Annotated in this window: 17 protein-coding genes; 12 read left to right on the top strand and 5 right to left on the bottom strand. The window is 56.1% G+C overall.

The window, feature by feature from the left end; all coding sequences use genetic code 11:
* Positions 1 to 189 precede the first annotated feature (189 nt).
* The 5 genes from ACVWZ0_RS16430 (at position 190) to ACVWZ0_RS16410 (ending at position 4605) form a co-directional block, all read left to right on the top strand.
* Positions 190 to 795: a DsrE family protein gene (locus tag ACVWZ0_RS16430; protein WP_253459402.1), complete on the top strand. Its 606-nt coding sequence runs from the start codon at positions 190 to 192 to the stop codon at positions 793 to 795.
* A gap of 236 nt (positions 796 to 1031) precedes the next feature.
* A complete protein-coding gene (locus tag ACVWZ0_RS16425) occupies positions 1032 to 2630 on the top strand; it encodes a sensor domain-containing diguanylate cyclase (RefSeq protein WP_253459405.1) in 1599 nt (532 codons plus the stop codon).
* Between the two features lie 79 nt (positions 2631 to 2709).
* Positions 2710 to 3783 (top strand): AI-2E family transporter, encoded by a 1074-nt coding sequence (locus ACVWZ0_RS16420; RefSeq protein ID WP_253459408.1) that lies wholly within the window; start codon positions 2710 to 2712, stop codon positions 3781 to 3783.
* 236 nt (positions 3784 to 4019) lie between these two features.
* Positions 4020 to 4313 (top strand): hypothetical protein, encoded by a 294-nt coding sequence (locus ACVWZ0_RS16415; protein WP_253459410.1) that lies wholly within the window; start codon positions 4020 to 4022, stop codon positions 4311 to 4313.
* Between the two features lies 1 nt (position 4314).
* Complete coding sequence (locus ACVWZ0_RS16410; protein WP_253459412.1) at positions 4315 to 4605, top strand: hypothetical protein; 291 nt, start codon at positions 4315 to 4317, stop codon at positions 4603 to 4605.
* A 51-nt stretch (positions 4606 to 4656) separates the two neighbouring features.
* Here the strand turns inward: ACVWZ0_RS16410 and bcp are convergent, their stop codons facing one another.
* Together bcp and ACVWZ0_RS16400 are read right to left on the bottom strand one after the other, a co-directional pair.
* Complete coding sequence (gene bcp / locus ACVWZ0_RS16405) at positions 4657 to 5124, bottom strand: thioredoxin-dependent thiol peroxidase (protein ID WP_253459414.1); 468 nt, start codon at positions 5122 to 5124, stop codon at positions 4657 to 4659.
* Complete coding sequence (locus tag ACVWZ0_RS16400) at positions 5084 to 5695, bottom strand: glycine cleavage system transcriptional repressor (RefSeq protein WP_125289565.1); 612 nt, start codon at positions 5693 to 5695, stop codon at positions 5084 to 5086. Before ACVWZ0_RS16400 ends, bcp begins: the two co-directional genes overlap by 41 nt.
* A 158-nt stretch (positions 5696 to 5853) precedes the next feature.
* Between ACVWZ0_RS16400 and dapA the strand changes: the two genes are divergently transcribed.
* The 5 genes from dapA to ACVWZ0_RS16375 all read left to right on the top strand — a co-directional run bounded on the left by dapA (position 5854) and on the right by ACVWZ0_RS16375 (position 11710).
* Complete coding sequence (dapA, locus tag ACVWZ0_RS16395; RefSeq protein ID WP_125289566.1) at positions 5854 to 6732, top strand: 4-hydroxy-tetrahydrodipicolinate synthase; 879 nt, start codon at positions 5854 to 5856, stop codon at positions 6730 to 6732.
* Between the two features lie 15 nt (positions 6733 to 6747).
* A complete protein-coding gene (bamC, locus tag ACVWZ0_RS16390) occupies positions 6748 to 7779 on the top strand; it encodes an outer membrane protein assembly factor BamC (protein ID WP_253459416.1) in 1032 nt (343 codons plus the stop codon).
* A gap of 164 nt (positions 7780 to 7943) precedes the next feature.
* Positions 7944 to 8657, top strand: a complete 714-nt coding sequence (gene purC, locus ACVWZ0_RS16385; protein ID WP_253459418.1) for a phosphoribosylaminoimidazolesuccinocarboxamide synthase — start codon at positions 7944 to 7946, stop codon at positions 8655 to 8657.
* 169 nt (positions 8658 to 8826) lie between these two features.
* The gene (ypfJ, locus tag ACVWZ0_RS16380; RefSeq protein ID WP_253459420.1) at positions 8827 to 9690 is read left to right on the top strand and encodes a KPN_02809 family neutral zinc metallopeptidase; all 864 of its coding nucleotides are present in this window, start codon (positions 8827 to 8829) and stop codon (positions 9688 to 9690) included.
* Position 9691: 1 nt separating this feature from the next.
* Positions 9692 to 11710 (top strand): tRNA(Met) cytidine acetyltransferase TmcA, encoded by a 2019-nt coding sequence (locus tag ACVWZ0_RS16375; RefSeq protein ID WP_437177823.1) that lies wholly within the window; start codon positions 9692 to 9694, stop codon positions 11708 to 11710.
* A 24-nt stretch (positions 11711 to 11734) separates the two neighbouring features.
* Here ACVWZ0_RS16375 and ACVWZ0_RS16370 read toward each other — a convergent pair whose 3' ends face one another.
* Genes ACVWZ0_RS16370 through ACVWZ0_RS16360 form a run of 3 tightly spaced genes read right to left on the bottom strand, consistent with a single transcriptional unit; the run spans position 11735 to position 13422 of the window.
* Positions 11735 to 11923 (bottom strand): YpfN family protein, encoded by a 189-nt coding sequence (locus ACVWZ0_RS16370; RefSeq protein WP_253459424.1) that lies wholly within the window; start codon positions 11921 to 11923, stop codon positions 11735 to 11737.
* A 9-nt stretch (positions 11924 to 11932) separates the two neighbouring features.
* The gene (gene dapE / locus ACVWZ0_RS16365) at positions 11933 to 13060 is read right to left on the bottom strand and encodes a succinyl-diaminopimelate desuccinylase (RefSeq protein WP_253459426.1); all 1128 of its coding nucleotides are present in this window, start codon (positions 13058 to 13060) and stop codon (positions 11933 to 11935) included.
* Between the two features lie 2 nt (positions 13061 to 13062).
* Positions 13063 to 13422, bottom strand: a complete 360-nt coding sequence (locus ACVWZ0_RS16360; RefSeq protein ID WP_253459427.1) for an ArsC family reductase — start codon at positions 13420 to 13422, stop codon at positions 13063 to 13065.
* A 132-nt stretch (positions 13423 to 13554) separates the two neighbouring features.
* Here ACVWZ0_RS16360 and ACVWZ0_RS16355 point away from each other — a divergent pair, with 132 nt between their 5' ends.
* Both ACVWZ0_RS16355 and ypfM read left to right on the top strand, forming a co-directional pair.
* Complete coding sequence (locus tag ACVWZ0_RS16355) at positions 13555 to 13749, top strand: hypothetical protein (protein WP_125289573.1); 195 nt, start codon at positions 13555 to 13557, stop codon at positions 13747 to 13749.
* 419 nt (positions 13750 to 14168) lie between these two features.
* On the top strand, positions 14169 to 14231 hold the full coding sequence (gene ypfM, locus ACVWZ0_RS16350) for a protein YpfM (RefSeq protein WP_148101251.1): 63 nt from the start codon (positions 14169 to 14171) through the stop codon (positions 14229 to 14231).
* Positions 14232 to 14248: the final 17 nt, after the last annotated feature.

The raw sequence follows: 14248 nt of genomic DNA, 5'->3' as shown, positions 1-14248 counted from the left end.
TTAAAAATATATCTCGCTTTTAAATAAAACAGATAAATAAAACCGACGAGCAGTGCCGCACTTATAAAAGCAGAGTAGCGCTTATTTACAGCAAGAAATAATTTACTCAATCTTTGCGTCAGATTTACACGATAACTTCACTTCCCTCTGTTCCGTTTCCGATTCGTTACGCTTTCTGGAGAGCATACTATGCGTCCTGTTGTGTCTTACGTTTTAATCGCTGCCGTGGCCGGTTTTATTGGCGCCAGCTTCTCTTCCGCCCCGGCTATTGCAGAGAAAATCAGCCAGCACTTCGGCGTTCAGGATAACGATCCTGACGGCTTCTGGAGCACGCCGGCTATCGATGGCTACGGCAAAATTCATTATGAGGCGGATGCGGCTTATAAGCCGGCCGTGGGCGACAGCAATAAAGTCGTGTTCCAGATAACCAAAGCGGAAAATGGCCCTAAAGTCCCTAACCTTGGCCTGGAGCGCGTTGCCCGCGTGGTGAATTTATATATTGCTTCCGGGGTGCCGCAGGAGCAGCTTAAATTTGTGGTCTCGGTGACCGGCGACGGTACGCCAGCAATGTTAAATAACGCGGAATATAAAAAAGTCTTCGGCGTGGATAACCCTAATCTGAAGCTGATTAGCGAACTGCGCGCTAAAGGCGTGGACGTCTCCGTCTGCGATCAGTCAGTGGCTTTCCATCACTTTAAGCATGAGTGGATTGATACCTCCGTTACCCATGCACTTTCCAGCCCGACCACGGTCGCCACGCTGGAAAACCAGGGTTACGCTTTCCTCGCTATGTAGCCATCTTTGTCCCGCCCGTTATCGGTGCGGGACGCTACCCCCGCTGTCGCCTGAATTCGCCTTCTTATCAGTTACCTCTGCCCATCTGCAAAAAATTGAGTTAAAATCTCTAAGATTATTCCTAATGCTGACGATACTCCTTGTATGACTCCATGCTTCACCAGGGCATGACGCGTTACCAAACCAAATTAAAAAAAAGAAGCGACATCTATGAAATGTTTCCTCGGGGCTAATCTATGAGGCTTCCTCGTCTGAAGCTGGATTTGCGCACGCTGATTATGCTGCTGGCCTTCGCCAGCATTGCCATCACGTTGGCCAACTCTTTGTACGCCACCCGGCAAGTGCAGCGGGAAGTGCTGATCGAAAATACGCTGGAATCCAACCGGGTTTATGCGACCAAGCTCGCCTCTACCACGGAAATGTTTTTTCAGCTGGCGGAATCGCAGCTGGCTTTCAGTGCCAAAACGCTGGGACAGGGCGGCAATGATGACGCGCTGATGCAGCGTGAAGTCATGCGCCTGCGCGAGCAGACCAACAGTTTTAACTCGGCGGTGATTGTCGATGCCAACGGCTGGGTAAAAGCCATCTCTCCCGACTCGCTGATGCTCAAAGGCGTGCATCTGACCACGCCGGTTACCCGACAGGCGCTGAAAGAGCGTAAACCGCTGGTCAGCCAGCCTTCGCTGTCGGTCGCCAATAATTTAATGGTGTTCGTCTCCTATCCTATCTGGTCGCCCAACGGCGTCTATCTGGGTTTTGTTGGCGGCACCATCTACCTGAAGAAAAAGAGTATTCTCAACGAGCTACTGGGCGAGCAGTTCTACCGTGACGGCTCTTCTCTTTACGTGGTCGACAGCGGCAACCGCGTGCTGTATCACCAAAACGGCACGTTAATCGGGCAGAAAATCGCGCCGCTGATTAGCGACGAGATGAAACAGGATAACGGCTCTCAGCAGGTGTCGAAGCAAAACGGCGAGCCGATGCTGGCGGGCTACGCAATGGTTGCCACGCCCGGCTGGATGATTGTGGCGATGAAGCCGACGCCCACCACGCTGACGCCGCTTACCAGCATGATGCTGCAGGTGGTGCAGCGCGCCGTTCCGCTGGCGCTGTTGACGCTGGCGTTAGCCTGGCTGTTTGCCTGGCTGATCGCGCGGCCGCTGGGGCAGCTGGCGGACAACGCCAGCCAGATGGATGCGCCCGGCGCGTCTACGGAGATTGGCGCCATCCGCTCCTGGTATTACGAAGCGGCGCAGATCAAGCGGGCAATGCTCACCGGCCTCGGCCTGCTGCAGGATAAAATTGGTCGCCTGAAGTTTGAGGTGCAGACCGATCCCATGACCTCCTTGCTGAACCGTCGCGGCCTGCACGCCGTGCTGGAGTATTTTTACGCCACGCGCCAGCCTTTTGCCGTGCTGGCGCTGGATATCGATCACTTTAAACGCGTCAACGACGGCTGGGGCCACGACGTGGGCGACAGCGTGATTAAAAGCGTGGCGCAGGAGCTGAGCAAAAGCTCGCGCCAGACCGATGTGGTATGCCGCAACGGCGGCGAAGAGTTTTTGATGATCCTGCCGGGCGCGGACCGGGAAATGGCGGCGGTAATTGCCGAGCGCGTGCGTAAAAAAATTGAACAGCTGGCGCTGGCCCCGGTGGGATGCGTGACGCTGTCGATTGGCGTAGCGCTGTGGAACGCGGACGAGATGCCGCTGGAGCAGGTATTTAAACAGGCGGACGACGCCCTCTACAGCGCCAAACATGCCGGACGCAACCGCGTGGTGGTGAGCGGGCAATGGCAGGAAACGGCGCAGGAGATTTACCGTCAGTATGGCTGAGGCCGGCGCTGGAAGCCGCGCGGCCAGCCATTTTTTCAGGTAGACTCTGCGGCTTCCTTCAGTAAGCCAGGACTTTTCCATGCTGGATCTTCTACTACAGTGGTATCGCCGGCGCTTTAGCGATCCCCAGGCTATCGCGCTGCTGGCGATACTGCTTGCCGCTTTCGGCATCCTTTTCTTCTTTAACGGCCTGCTGGCGCCGCTGCTGGTGGCGCTGGTTGTTGCTTATCTGCTGGAGTGGCCGACGGTACGTCTGGAACGGCTTGGCTGCTCGCGCGCCTGGGCCACTACTATCGTACTGATTTTCTTCGCCACTATTGTGCTGGTGCTGATCCTGGTCGTGGCGCCCGTCGCCTGGCAACAGGGCATCAATTTAGCGCACGAGCTGCCTACGATGCTAACCAGCCTGTATCACTTTGCCACGCGTCTGCCGGAGCGTTTCCCGGCGCTGATAGATGTCGGGCTGGTCGATATCGTGGTGGAAAACCTGCGCGCCAGGCTGAGCGGTATCGGCGATCAGCTGCTGCGCTATTCTCTGGCTTCGCTGGTGGGCCTGATGACGCTGGCGATTTACCTGGTGCTGGTGCCTCTGATGGTGTTCTTCCTGCTTAAGGATAAAGAGCAGATGCTGGCGGCGATCGGCCGCATTTTACCGCGTAATCGCGGCCTGGCCGGACAGGTCTGGCTGGAGATGAATCAGCAGGTTTCCAACTATATTCGCGGCAAAGTGCTGGAAATGGTGGTGGTCGGCGTGGCGAGCTGGATCGGTTTTCTGGCTATCGGCATGAACTACGCGCTGCTGCTGGCGGTGCTGGTTGGCGTGTCGGTACTGATCCCTTACATAGGCGCGCTGGCCGTGACCGTGCCGGTTATTGGCGTAGGCCTGGCGCAGTGGGGGCTGGGCGGCGATTTCTGGACGATGATTATCGTTTATCTGATTATTCAGGGGCTGGACGGCAATATTCTGGTGCCGGTGCTGTTTTCCGAAGCGGTGAATCTGCATCCGCTGGTAATTATTCTGTCGGTGGTTATCTTTGGCGGCCTGTGGGGCTTCTGGGGCGTATTTTTCGCTATTCCGCTGGCCTCGCTGGTGAAAGCGGTGCTTCATGCCTGGCCTGATGAACTGAATTCTGAACGTTTAGGGCTTAAATAGGTAATAAAGAGAGGAGAGAATATCTCCTCTCTTTATCTATTAATTCTTGTTGCGCTATTCATGAAATTATTTTCTGTATAATCGAGTCGCTATTTCGCAAAGGGATAATGAATTAAAGTTTTTTTCCGTGGAAGGAAGCGTAATGTTTTAGGTTTTTTTAAAGCCCTTCCTTTAACTCTTCTTCAAAAGGATTTTTATGGAAAGATTAAGCGGAAAACATTGGGTAAAAGAGTTTTTTGGCAGAGAGCCTGGCCGCAGCAGCGGAAATGATGGCAGCATTTGGCATGGCAAACCTGAACGTTGCGCCATCGTTAAGAAGCTGGCATACGGAAGGGAAAGCTATTGATATGGCCATTTCCTGGTCTGGGGTGTTAATAATAGAAGACAATAATAAAAAAACACTAACTATCAGATCATTTCCGAAAGACGGCATGAATAAAGAACTTCATGAGGTGGGGAAAATATTTGGCGTCATTAAATACCGTGGTGGTATAAGCGATAAACCTCATTGGTCCTCGGATGGGCGGTAATATGAAAGCTCACTTAGCTGTTCTTGTTTTTAATTTTACTGTTTGCGGTTGTTCGTATGCCAATAAGCCTCCATCTGTACGCAAAGATTTGAAGGCATTTTTGGATAACGCCGAAGATTGCCAGCACTTTTCAGGCGAATGGGACAGTACGCTTTCAGCGGCACGCCAAAATGAGATAGAAAAGAAGGTAGAAACCGTCTGTGACCAGGCCAGAAGACAAAAGGAAAAATTAAAGAAAAGGTATTATGGAAATAAAATGATTGAAGCACAGCTGGATGACTACGATTTTTAACATCAGAAAACGTTATCGCAATGGGCGGTAATCACACCGCCCGTTTCACCATCAGGCCGATTGCAAATAGTCCATCACTATATCGTGGTGGTTGCTGGTTTTGAAATCATCAAACACTTTTTCGATTTTGCCGTCGGTACCAATCAGGAAGCTGATGCGGTGGATGCCGTCATAGGTTTTGCCCATAAAGGTTTTCTCGCCCCAGATGCCGAACTGCTCGCAAACCCGATGATTTTCATCCGACAGCAGCGTGAAGTTCAGCAGCTCCTTCTCGACAAAACGCGAGAGTTTTTCCGGTTTATCGGTGCTGATGCCCAGCACTTCCACGCCCGCTTTTTTCAGCTCGTCCATGCTGTCGCGCAGACCGCACGCCTGTACGGTGCAGCCCGGCGTCATGGCTTTTGGGTAAAAATAGACCAGAACGCGCTGTCCCTGGAAGTCGGTCAGGTTTACCTGCTCGCCATCCTGGTCGGGCAAGCTAAAGACGGGTGCGGGATCGCCGGCTTTCAGTGGATTCATCACTATTCTCCGTTTTTTCATCATGCTGTGGATACTGGACGACGCTAATAGTGCCTTGTGCACTTAACTCTGTACAGAGGCTGTTAAACGCCTGCTCAATAATGGCAGCATCCTGGCTGGCAGGACTGTGCGCGGTAATTTGAATATAGAGCAAAGGCGGCTGATTTTCTGCCGCAGGTTGCGTGCGTGAGACCAGTTCAGCAATATGCATCTGATGGGAATCAAAGAGATCGGTAAAGCGTTCGATAATATGCGCGGAGTCGGTGACTTCAATCTGCACCCAGACGGTAGCGGGCATAGGCGGCCTTTCGCGAAAGGTGGTGCGCTTCATCACGATCAGCAGCTCCAGCTCGGCGCCTTTCAGCGGCAGCGTCGATTCAATCAGCGCGATAGCGTTCCAGCTTCCTGAAAGCAGCATAATAAAAGTGAATTCATCACCCAATATGGCCAGGCGGCTGTCTTCGATATTGCAATCGCAGCTGCTGACGTGGCGGGTAATGGTATTAACAATCCCCGGTCGGTCGACGCCCACGGCGGTAATAACCAGGTGATGTTGCTCTGACTGCGGCAAAATAATGCTTCCTGTACGTCTCAGTGATTAGCAATTGTGATAACTCTTAGGTAAACATAAAAAATACCCTGTGCCAAGGGGCCTGGCAGGCTTGCCCGCTTGCTTTTCGTGGGCCGTCAAACGTACCATGAAGCACTTGTTTGTGGAGGGGATGGCTAATGTTTACGGGAAGTATTGTTGCGCTCGTTACGCCGATGGACGACAAAGGGTCCGTCTGTCGCGCAAGTCTGAAAAAACTGATTGATTATCATGTTGCCAGCGGAACAGCGGCAATTGTCTCCGTAGGAACAACGGGCGAATCGGCAACATTAAGCCACGACGAGCATGGTGACGTGGTCATGCTGACGCTGGAGCTGGCCGACGGGCGCATTCCCATCATTGCCGGTACCGGCGCCAACGCCACGGCAGAAGGCATCGCGCTGACGCATCGTTTTGAAAACAGCGGCGTGGTAGGCTGCCTTACCGTCACCCCATACTACAATCGTCCAACCCAGGAAGGGTTGTACCAGCACTTTAAAGCCATCGCCGAAAGCACCGATCTTCCGCAAATGCTCTACAATGTGCCGTCGCGTACCGGTTGCGATATGCTGCCGGAAACCGTAGGCCGTCTGGCGAAGATCAAAAATATTATCGGAATCAAAGAGGCGACCGGGAACTTATCGCGGGTTAGCCAGATCCAAGAGCTGGTCGATGACGATTTCGTGCTGGTCAGCGGCGACGACCTTTCTGCCCTCGACTTTATGCAGCTGGGCGGCAGGGGCGTTATCTCCGTAACGGCCAACATCGCCGCGCGCGAAATGGCGGAGCTCTGCGCGCTTGCGCAGCAGGGCAACTTCCGGGAAGCGCGCCGCCTTAACCAGCGTCTGATGCCTCTGCATCAGAAGCTATTTATTGAGCCTAATCCTGTCCCGGTAAAATGGGCGGCTAAAAAATTAGGATTAATTGCAACCGATACGCTGCGTCTACCAATGACGCCGATGACTGATGCCGGTCGTCCGGTTGTTGAGCAGGCACTGAAAGACGCAGGCCTGCTGTAAATTTAGGGAGAAGTAATGGCTTACTCAGTACAAAAGTCGGCAATCGCAAAAGTGGTTGGCCTGTCGCTGGTGATGTTGTTGGCGGCATGTTCGAGCGATCAGCGCTACAAGCGCCAGGTCAGCGGCGACGAATCTTACCTCAAAGCTGCGGATATCAACGAGCTGCACGCGCCAGCAGGAATGATCCTGCCGCTGCAAAACGGTGATTTTGATATCCCTTCCGCCAGCGCGAAAGGCGCCGTCGGCAAGCAGCTGGATATCCGTCCACCGGCCCAGCCGCTGGCGCTGATCAACGGCGCCCGCACTCAGTTTGCCGGCAACTCCGGCGTGCTGCTAATCGATAACGCCAGCGGCGCGCTGTGGCCGCAGGTTGTGACGGTAGTGCAGACGCGCAACTATCCGATTGCCAGCCGCACCGACGGCAGCCAGACGCTGACCACCGACTGGGTGCAGTGGAACCGCGCTGATGAAGATCATCAGTATCGCGGCCGCTACCAGATAGCCGTGCAGCAGCAGGGCTATCAGCAGGCGCTGAGCGTGAAGCTGCTGGAGCTGGAGCAGGAAGGTAAAGCCGTTACTTCACCCGTCCAGCTGCAGCGCTACACCGCGCAGATGCTGAACGAGCTGAGCGCTGGCCTGGATAAAATCGCCACGACTCGCGACGACGCGGCGGTTAAAGGCAGCACTGCGCAAATCAACGTGCAGAGCGGCGCGGACGATACCGGCCTGCCTACGCTGGTGGTGCGCGCGCCGTTTAACCTGGTCTGGGAGCGTCTGCCGACCGCGCTGGAGCGCGTGGGCATGAAGATCACCGACCGCAACCGTCCGCAGGGCAGCCTGAACGTGACCTACAGCGCCCCGTCCAGCGAGACCTGGGACAGCATTGGCGCGAAAGATCCTGAGCTGACCGACGGCAACTATAAGCTACAGGTCGGCGATCTGGATAACCGCAGCAGCCTGCAGTTCCTGGATCCAAAAGGCCATGCGCTGACCCAGTCGCAAAACGATGCGCTGGTCGCCGTGTTCCAGGCGGCATTTAACAAATAATCGAAAGGCCGACGCGCGTCGGCCTTTTTTATTTGCTGCCGCGTAATCGATTGCTTCGGTTTTTTCGCGTCCGATCATACAATGGACGCAACAGTTCATACCCGACCGGTTTCGGCCTGTTCGCAGGCGCAAAGCACCGGGCATTTCACGTTTGGAGTAAAGAGATGAAAAAGCAAGCTGAGTTGTATCGCGGCAAAGCGAAAACCGTTTACAGCACCGAAAATCCGGATCTGCTGATACTCGAATTCCGCAACGATACATCAGCCCTGGACGGTGAGCGCATCGAACAGTTTGACCGCAAAGGAATGATTAACAATAAATTTAATCACTTTATCATGAGCAAGCTGGCGGAAGCGGGCATCCCTACCCAGATGGAAGCGCTGCTGTCGGACAACGAAGCGCTGGTCAAAAAGCTGGAAATGGTGCCGGTGGAGTGTGTAGTGCGCAACCGCGCGGCAGGGTCGCTGGTGAAGCGCCTGGGCGTGGAAGAGGGCACCATCCTGAACCCGCCGCTGTTCGATCTGTTTTTAAAAGACGATGCGCGTCACGATCCCATGATCAACGAATCCTACTGTGAAACCTTTGGCTGGGTGAGCAAAGAGAACCTGGCGCGTATGCGCGAGCTGACCTACAAAGCCAACGACGTGCTGAGCCAGCTTTTCTCCGATGCCGGTCTGATCCTGGTGGACTTCAAGCTCGAGTTCGGCCTGTTCCACGGCGAAGTCACGCTGGGCGATGAGTTTTCCCCGGACGGCGCGCGCCTGTGGGACAAAGAGACGCTGAATAAAATGGATAAAGATCGCTATCGCCAGAGTCTGGGCGGTCTGATTGAAGCCTATGAAGAAGTGGCGAATCGTCTGGGCGTGAAGCTGGACTGATTTCCCCCGGCCGTGGGTGTCGCCACGGCCGCTTTTCTCTTACCTGCTCCGCTAATCTACCTCTATTCTGAAATACCTTTCCGTTCCGGCCCGGCAGCCGCCGCAAGGCTGGTGTTAGCGGCTATGCGCGACTAAAATCACTCCAACAGTTCATAATCCGAGGTAGTGTATGCGTTGGCAAGGGCGCCGTGAGAGCGATAACGTGGAAGATCGCCGTAATGAATCCGGTGGTAACTCAATGGGCGCGGGACGGATGCGTATTCCGCGCGGCAAAGGCGGCATTATTCTGCTGATCGTCGTGATGATTGCGGGCTACTACGGCTACGATTTAACGCCTTTATTGACCGGCGAGTCGACCTCGCTCTCTTCACAACAGCAGCAGCAGCGAAGCACGCCGCAGCAGGATGAGGCGGCGAAATTCACCTCGGTGATGCTGGCCACCACGGAAGACACCTGGCAAAAAATCTTCGAGAAAATGGGCAAAACCTATACGCCACCCAAGCTGGTGATGTATCGCGGTGCAACCCGTACCGGCTGCGGCACGGGACAGTCCGTGATGGGGCCGTTCTACTGCCCGACCGACAGCACCGTCTACATCGATCTGTCGTTCTATGATGAAATGAAAAACAAGCTTGGCGCCGATGGCGACTTTGCGCAGGGCTACGTGGTCGCGCACGAGGTCGGACACCACGTGCAGCATCTTCTTGGTATTGAACCTAAGGTGCGTCAGCTGCAGCAGCAGGGCGGCCAAAAGCAGGCGAACCAGCTTTCAGTGAAGCTGGAGCTACAGGCCGACTGCTTTGCCGGCGTTTGGGGCCACTACATGCAGCAGGAAAACGTGCTGGAGCCGGGCGATTTGCAGGAGGCGCTGAACGCCGCCGAAGCGATCGGGGACGATCGTCTGCAACAGAAAAGCCAGGGACGCGTAGTGCCGGACAGTTTCACCCACGGCACCTCGGAGCAGCGCTACAGCTGGTTTAAAAAAGGGTTCGACAGCGGCAATCCTGGCCAGTGTGACACTTTCAGTGGCTGATCTGCGCGACGTCATTACGCAAACGGAACAGCTACAGCGGCAGGGAATGCGCAGGCTGATGGTTATCAGCGGCGAGGGGGAGTGGTGCCAGCAGCAGGCGCAGCAGTGGCTATCGCTGCTGCCCGGCGACTGGCTGTGGCTTGGCGATGCGCCGCAAAGCCCGCTGCATTGCGCGCCCGAAGCGGTGCGGACGCTGCTGGGGCAGGAGTTTCTGCACGCCGTGTTTGACGCGCGTCACGGCTTCAACGCCGAGGCGCTGGCGGTGCTGGCGGGCACGCTGAAAGCGGGAAGCTGGCTGCTGATGCTGGTGCCGGAATGGGCCGGCTGGCCAACGCAACCCGATAAAGATTCGCTGCGCTGGGGAGATACCGCTACGCCGCTCGCCACGCCTAATTTTGTCTCCCGTCTGCAAAAGCTGCTGCTGGCCGATCCACAGGCCGCGCGGTTTTGCCAGCATCAGGCGCCCGTTTTGCCTGCGCCGCCGTTCGCGCCAGACTGGCAGCCCGATGACGACGGTCAGCAGCAGGCTCTGTTGGAGCAATTGCTGATGGCGAAACCGGGTATCTACGTGGTCACCGCGCCGCGAGGACGAGGCAAATCCGCGCTTGCCGGGTTGCTTGCCGCCCGCTGGCCCGGCCGTGCGCTTATCTCCGCCCCCGCGAAAGCCGCCACCGACGTGCTGGCAACCTACGCGGGCGACGCTTTTGATTTTATCGCGCCGGACAGGCTGCTGGCGCTCGACCCGGCGGCGCGTCCCCGGGATGTTGACTGGCTGCTGATTGACGAAGCGGCAGCGATCCCCGCGCCGATGCTTGAGCAGCTGGTCAGGCTTTTTCCGCGCACGCTGTTAACCACCACCTTGCAGGGTTATGAAGGGACGGGGCGCGGCTTTATGCTGAAGTTCTGCGACAGCCTGCCCAACGCTACGCTGTGCCGACTTGACCAGCCTTTGCGCTGGTCGGCGCACGATCCGCTTGAGCAGTTTATCGATCGCGCCCTGCTGTTCAGCGAAGCGGAGCCTGAAATTGTCAGCGCGCCGGTGCGCTTTTGTTTTCCGCAGCAGGCGGAATGGCAGGAAAACCCGGCGGTGCTGGAGGCGATTTATCAGCTGCTCGCCAGCGCGCACTACCGCACTTCGCCGATCGATCTTCGGCGCATGATGGACGCGCCGGGCATGCGCTTCAGCGCCGCGCTGCAGGCGGACAAAGTTCAGGGCGCGCTCTGGCTGGTGGAGGAAGGCGGATTAACGGCGGAGCTGGCGCAGGCCGTGTGGGCGGGACTGCGTCGTCCGCCAGGCAACCTGGTGGCGCAGTCGCTGGCGGCCCACGGCGGCTGGCCGGAAGCGGCGCAGATGCGCTCACGCCGTATCAGCCGCATCGCCATCATGCCCGCGCTGCGGCGGCAGGGTGTCGGCAGGGAGATGGTGCGGCACAGCGTCAGTCAGGCGGAAGGGCTGGACTTTTTCTCGGTGAGTTTTGGCTATACGCCTTCGCTATGGCGTTTCTGGCAGGCCTGCGGGTTCCGGCTGGCGCGGGTGGGCACGCGAACGGAAGCGAGCAGCGGCTGCCACACCGCGATGGCGATTCTGCCGCTGAGCGAACGGGGAAGGGCGCTGGCCGACAGGGCGGAGCGTCGGCTGGCGCGCGACTGGCGCTGGCTGCGTCCTTTTCTTCATGACGTCGATCTGACTTTCCCGAACGTTGAGGCCACTGGCCTGGATGAGGACGACTGGCGCGAGCTGGCGGGCTTTGCGTGGGCGCAGCGCTCGTTCGAGGCCGCTATCGGTGAGCTGGGCCGACTGCTGGAAAACGCCCCGCAGCCGCTGCCGTTATTACAGGGCGCGCTGACGGAAGGGCTGGCTCAGGCAGAGCTGGTCAAACTGTCGGGGCTGTCGGGGCGTAAGGCGTTGCTGAACGGCTGGCGGCAGGAGGCGGAACGGGCGCTGACAGCGCTGGATAATGAGCGGGCAGAAACATGGCGGCTAAAGATAATGAAGACAGGGCAGTCGGACATAAATTAAAACAGGGGCCGTCGCCCCTGTCGTTTACTTCTTCTTCGGCCAGTCGTCTTCATCGTCCCATTTATCGTTAAAATCGCGATGCGGCGGCAAATCCGGGCGGTTATCCATATATTTTTTATGGTCGATACGCTTCAGGTCTTTATACACATTCATCAGAATGCCCACCATCAGCACAATCCCCAGCAACCACCAGTACTCTTTCAGCCATTCCATATTTGATCCTTACGCTATCAATTGTTCCATAATGCGCTGATACATCCGACTCAGCAGCTGGAGGTCGGCAGCCTTAACGCACTCATTTATTTTGTGAATGGTGGCGTTGACCGGCCCTAACTCCACAACCTGCGCGCCCATACGGGCAATAAAGCGGCCGTCGGACGTGCCGCCGGTCGTCAGCAGCTGCGGCTTGATCTCATTATAGTGCTCAACGGCGTTTACCACCGCCTCGACCAGTTTGCCGGTAGAGGTTAAAAAAGGCTGGCCGGAAACCACCCAGTCAAGCGTATAGCGCAGCTGATGCCGATCCAGCAGCGCCTGTACGCGCTCTTTGATCAGCGCGTCGGTCAGCTCGGTGCTGAAACGGAAATTAAACTGCACGAAAAACTCGCCGGGGATCACGTTGTTGCTGCCGGTTCCGGCCTGGACATTGGCAATCTGCATGCTGGTCGGCGGGAAAAACTCGTTGCCCCGATCCCATTCTGTCGCCGTCAGCTCGTTCAGCGCAGGCAGCGCGCGATGTACCGGATTATCAGCGAGGTGCGGATAAGCGACGTGGCCCTGTACGCCATGAATGGTCAGGTTGGCGGTCATCGAACCGCGACGGCCGTTTTTCACCACGTCGCCCACGATTTCCGTGCTGGAAGGCTCGCCGACCAGGCAGTAGTCCAGGCGCTCGTTGCGCGCCATCAGCGTCTCGACAACTTTGACCGTGCCGTTTACGGCGCTGGCTTCTTCATCGGAGGTAATCAGAAAGGCCAGGCGGCCCTTGTGGTGCGGATGGGCGGCGACAAAACGCTCGGCGGCGACAACCATGGCGGCCAGCGAGCCTTTCATATCCGCCGCGCCGCGTCCAAACAGCATGCCGTCGCGGATGGCGGGTTCAAACGGCGGGTTGATCCAGCGGTTGGCATCACCTGCGGGCACCACGTCGGTATGCCCGGCAAAGGCCAGCGTTTCGCCTTCGCCGCGCCATGCCCAGAAATTTTGCGTATCGCCAATATTCATTAATTCAACGGTAAAGCCCAGCGCCTTAAGGCGCTCGATCATCACAGCCTGGCAACCGGCATCATCCGGGCTGAGGGAAGGGCGACGAATAAGCTGCTGCGTCAGCTCAATGACCGGACAATACATAATCAGGACTTCTCCACGATAAAAGATGCGTAAGCGGTTTCGTTAAAACCCAGCAGCATAGAGCCGTCGGCCCGGCAGAGCAATGGGCGTTTAATCATCGCCGGCTGTGCCAGCATAAGCTGCTGCGCGGCCGCCGCGTTGTCTACCGCGCTGCGCGTCGCTTCATCCAGTTTGCGCCAGGTGGTTCCACGCGTGTTCAGCAACGCCTCCCAGCCCAGCGTATCGCTGAAGCGCTGGAGCAAATCCGCCTCCAGCCCGTCGGCGCGATAGTCGTGAAACTGGTAAGCTACACCGTTAGCATCCAGGTACTTTCGTGCCTTTTTGATGGTGTCGCAGTTTTTAATGCCGTACATCGTCAGCATGGCGGGTTCCCTTCTATTTTCTGTGGGCTTCATCTATATTCGATACTGCTCAGGCGCTGAGTTTACAATGGATACGCCTGCGAGGCACGGAAGACGGCATAAACCCAGGAACAGAGGAGAGGGAGGGATAATATGAACTATATGGAAGCGTCTTCCGCCCATACGGTTGAAGAGACGAAATCGACAATTGTGATCGCCAGAAAAAAAGAGACCCGCTGCGATGAGTTTAATCACATCGTTGAAGCGGTACTGGCCGAGCATCCCGATGCCAAAACCCATATAGACAGCGAGAGCGGCGGCTACGACAAAATTATTGTGCTGAAGTAGTAAATGCGCGAGGGGGCTTCAGGCCCCCTCAAAAATTTCCCGTGCTTCATACCTCGTGCTTCGCCTGATGTCTCTTACCGCGTACCTCGTACTTTGTGCCTGATGTCTCTTACTACGTACTTCAAAACTTGTACTTCGTGCCTGATGTCTCATACCGCGCGCTTCATATCTGAAGCCCGGTTGTGTCTTGCCAAATGCCTTTTGCTGACATATCAGCCTAATCAAGCGGTTAGCCGATCGTCCGATCCCTGATGATAAGCAGGCTATTAATTCCCTTAAAAATCAACCGATAAGAAATGTGCGCGGCCGCACGTTTTAAGATAATTCTTAATTTTATACCCCTGTTCATGGCCGAAAGTTGTTCACTTCGCCTTAGGAATAATCCTATAATGACCGCAACACAACGAGAGAGGTGATGTATGATTGATTTAGAACTGGGGAACTGGAAAGACTTTATCGAAACGATGTTGACTCGTAAGTAACACATTCATAAAGAAAA

Source organism: Erwinia sp. TECH1, from assembly GCF_054057575.1.
Note: the sequence above shows the minus strand (reverse complement) of the source record. Positions and strands in the feature narration are given on the sequence as shown.

Excerpts from the sequence above, each read along its gene's own strand:
- ACVWZ0_RS16430 (WP_253459402.1), top strand. The coding sequence starts at position 190 with ATGCGTCCTGTTGTGTCTTACGTTTTAATCGCTGCCGTGGCCGGTTTT.
- bamC (WP_253459416.1), top strand. The coding sequence starts at position 6,748 with ATGGCTTACTCAGTACAAAAGTCGGCAATCGCAAAAGTGGTTGGCCTG.
- dapA (WP_125289566.1), top strand. The coding sequence starts at position 5,854 with ATGTTTACGGGAAGTATTGTTGCGCTCGTTACGCCGATGGACGACAAA.
- ACVWZ0_RS16360 (WP_253459427.1), bottom strand. The coding sequence starts at position 13,422 with ATGCTGACGATGTACGGCATTAAAAACTGCGACACCATCAAAAAGGCA.
- dapE (WP_253459426.1), bottom strand. The coding sequence starts at position 13,060 with ATGTATTGTCCGGTCATTGAGCTGACGCAGCAGCTTATTCGTCGCCCT.
- ACVWZ0_RS16355 (WP_125289573.1), top strand. The coding sequence starts at position 13,555 with ATGAACTATATGGAAGCGTCTTCCGCCCATACGGTTGAAGAGACGAAA.
- ACVWZ0_RS16420 (WP_253459408.1), top strand. The coding sequence starts at position 2,710 with ATGCTGGATCTTCTACTACAGTGGTATCGCCGGCGCTTTAGCGATCCC.
- bcp (WP_253459414.1), bottom strand. The coding sequence starts at position 5,124 with ATGAATCCACTGAAAGCCGGCGATCCCGCACCCGTCTTTAGCTTGCCC.
- ACVWZ0_RS16370 (WP_253459424.1), bottom strand. The coding sequence starts at position 11,923 with ATGGAATGGCTGAAAGAGTACTGGTGGTTGCTGGGGATTGTGCTGATG.
- ypfJ (WP_253459420.1), top strand. The coding sequence starts at position 8,827 with ATGCGTTGGCAAGGGCGCCGTGAGAGCGATAACGTGGAAGATCGCCGT.
- ACVWZ0_RS16425 (WP_253459405.1), top strand. The coding sequence starts at position 1,032 with ATGAGGCTTCCTCGTCTGAAGCTGGATTTGCGCACGCTGATTATGCTG.
- ACVWZ0_RS16410 (WP_253459412.1), top strand. The coding sequence starts at position 4,315 with ATGAAAGCTCACTTAGCTGTTCTTGTTTTTAATTTTACTGTTTGCGGT.
- purC (WP_253459418.1), top strand. The coding sequence starts at position 7,944 with ATGAAAAAGCAAGCTGAGTTGTATCGCGGCAAAGCGAAAACCGTTTAC.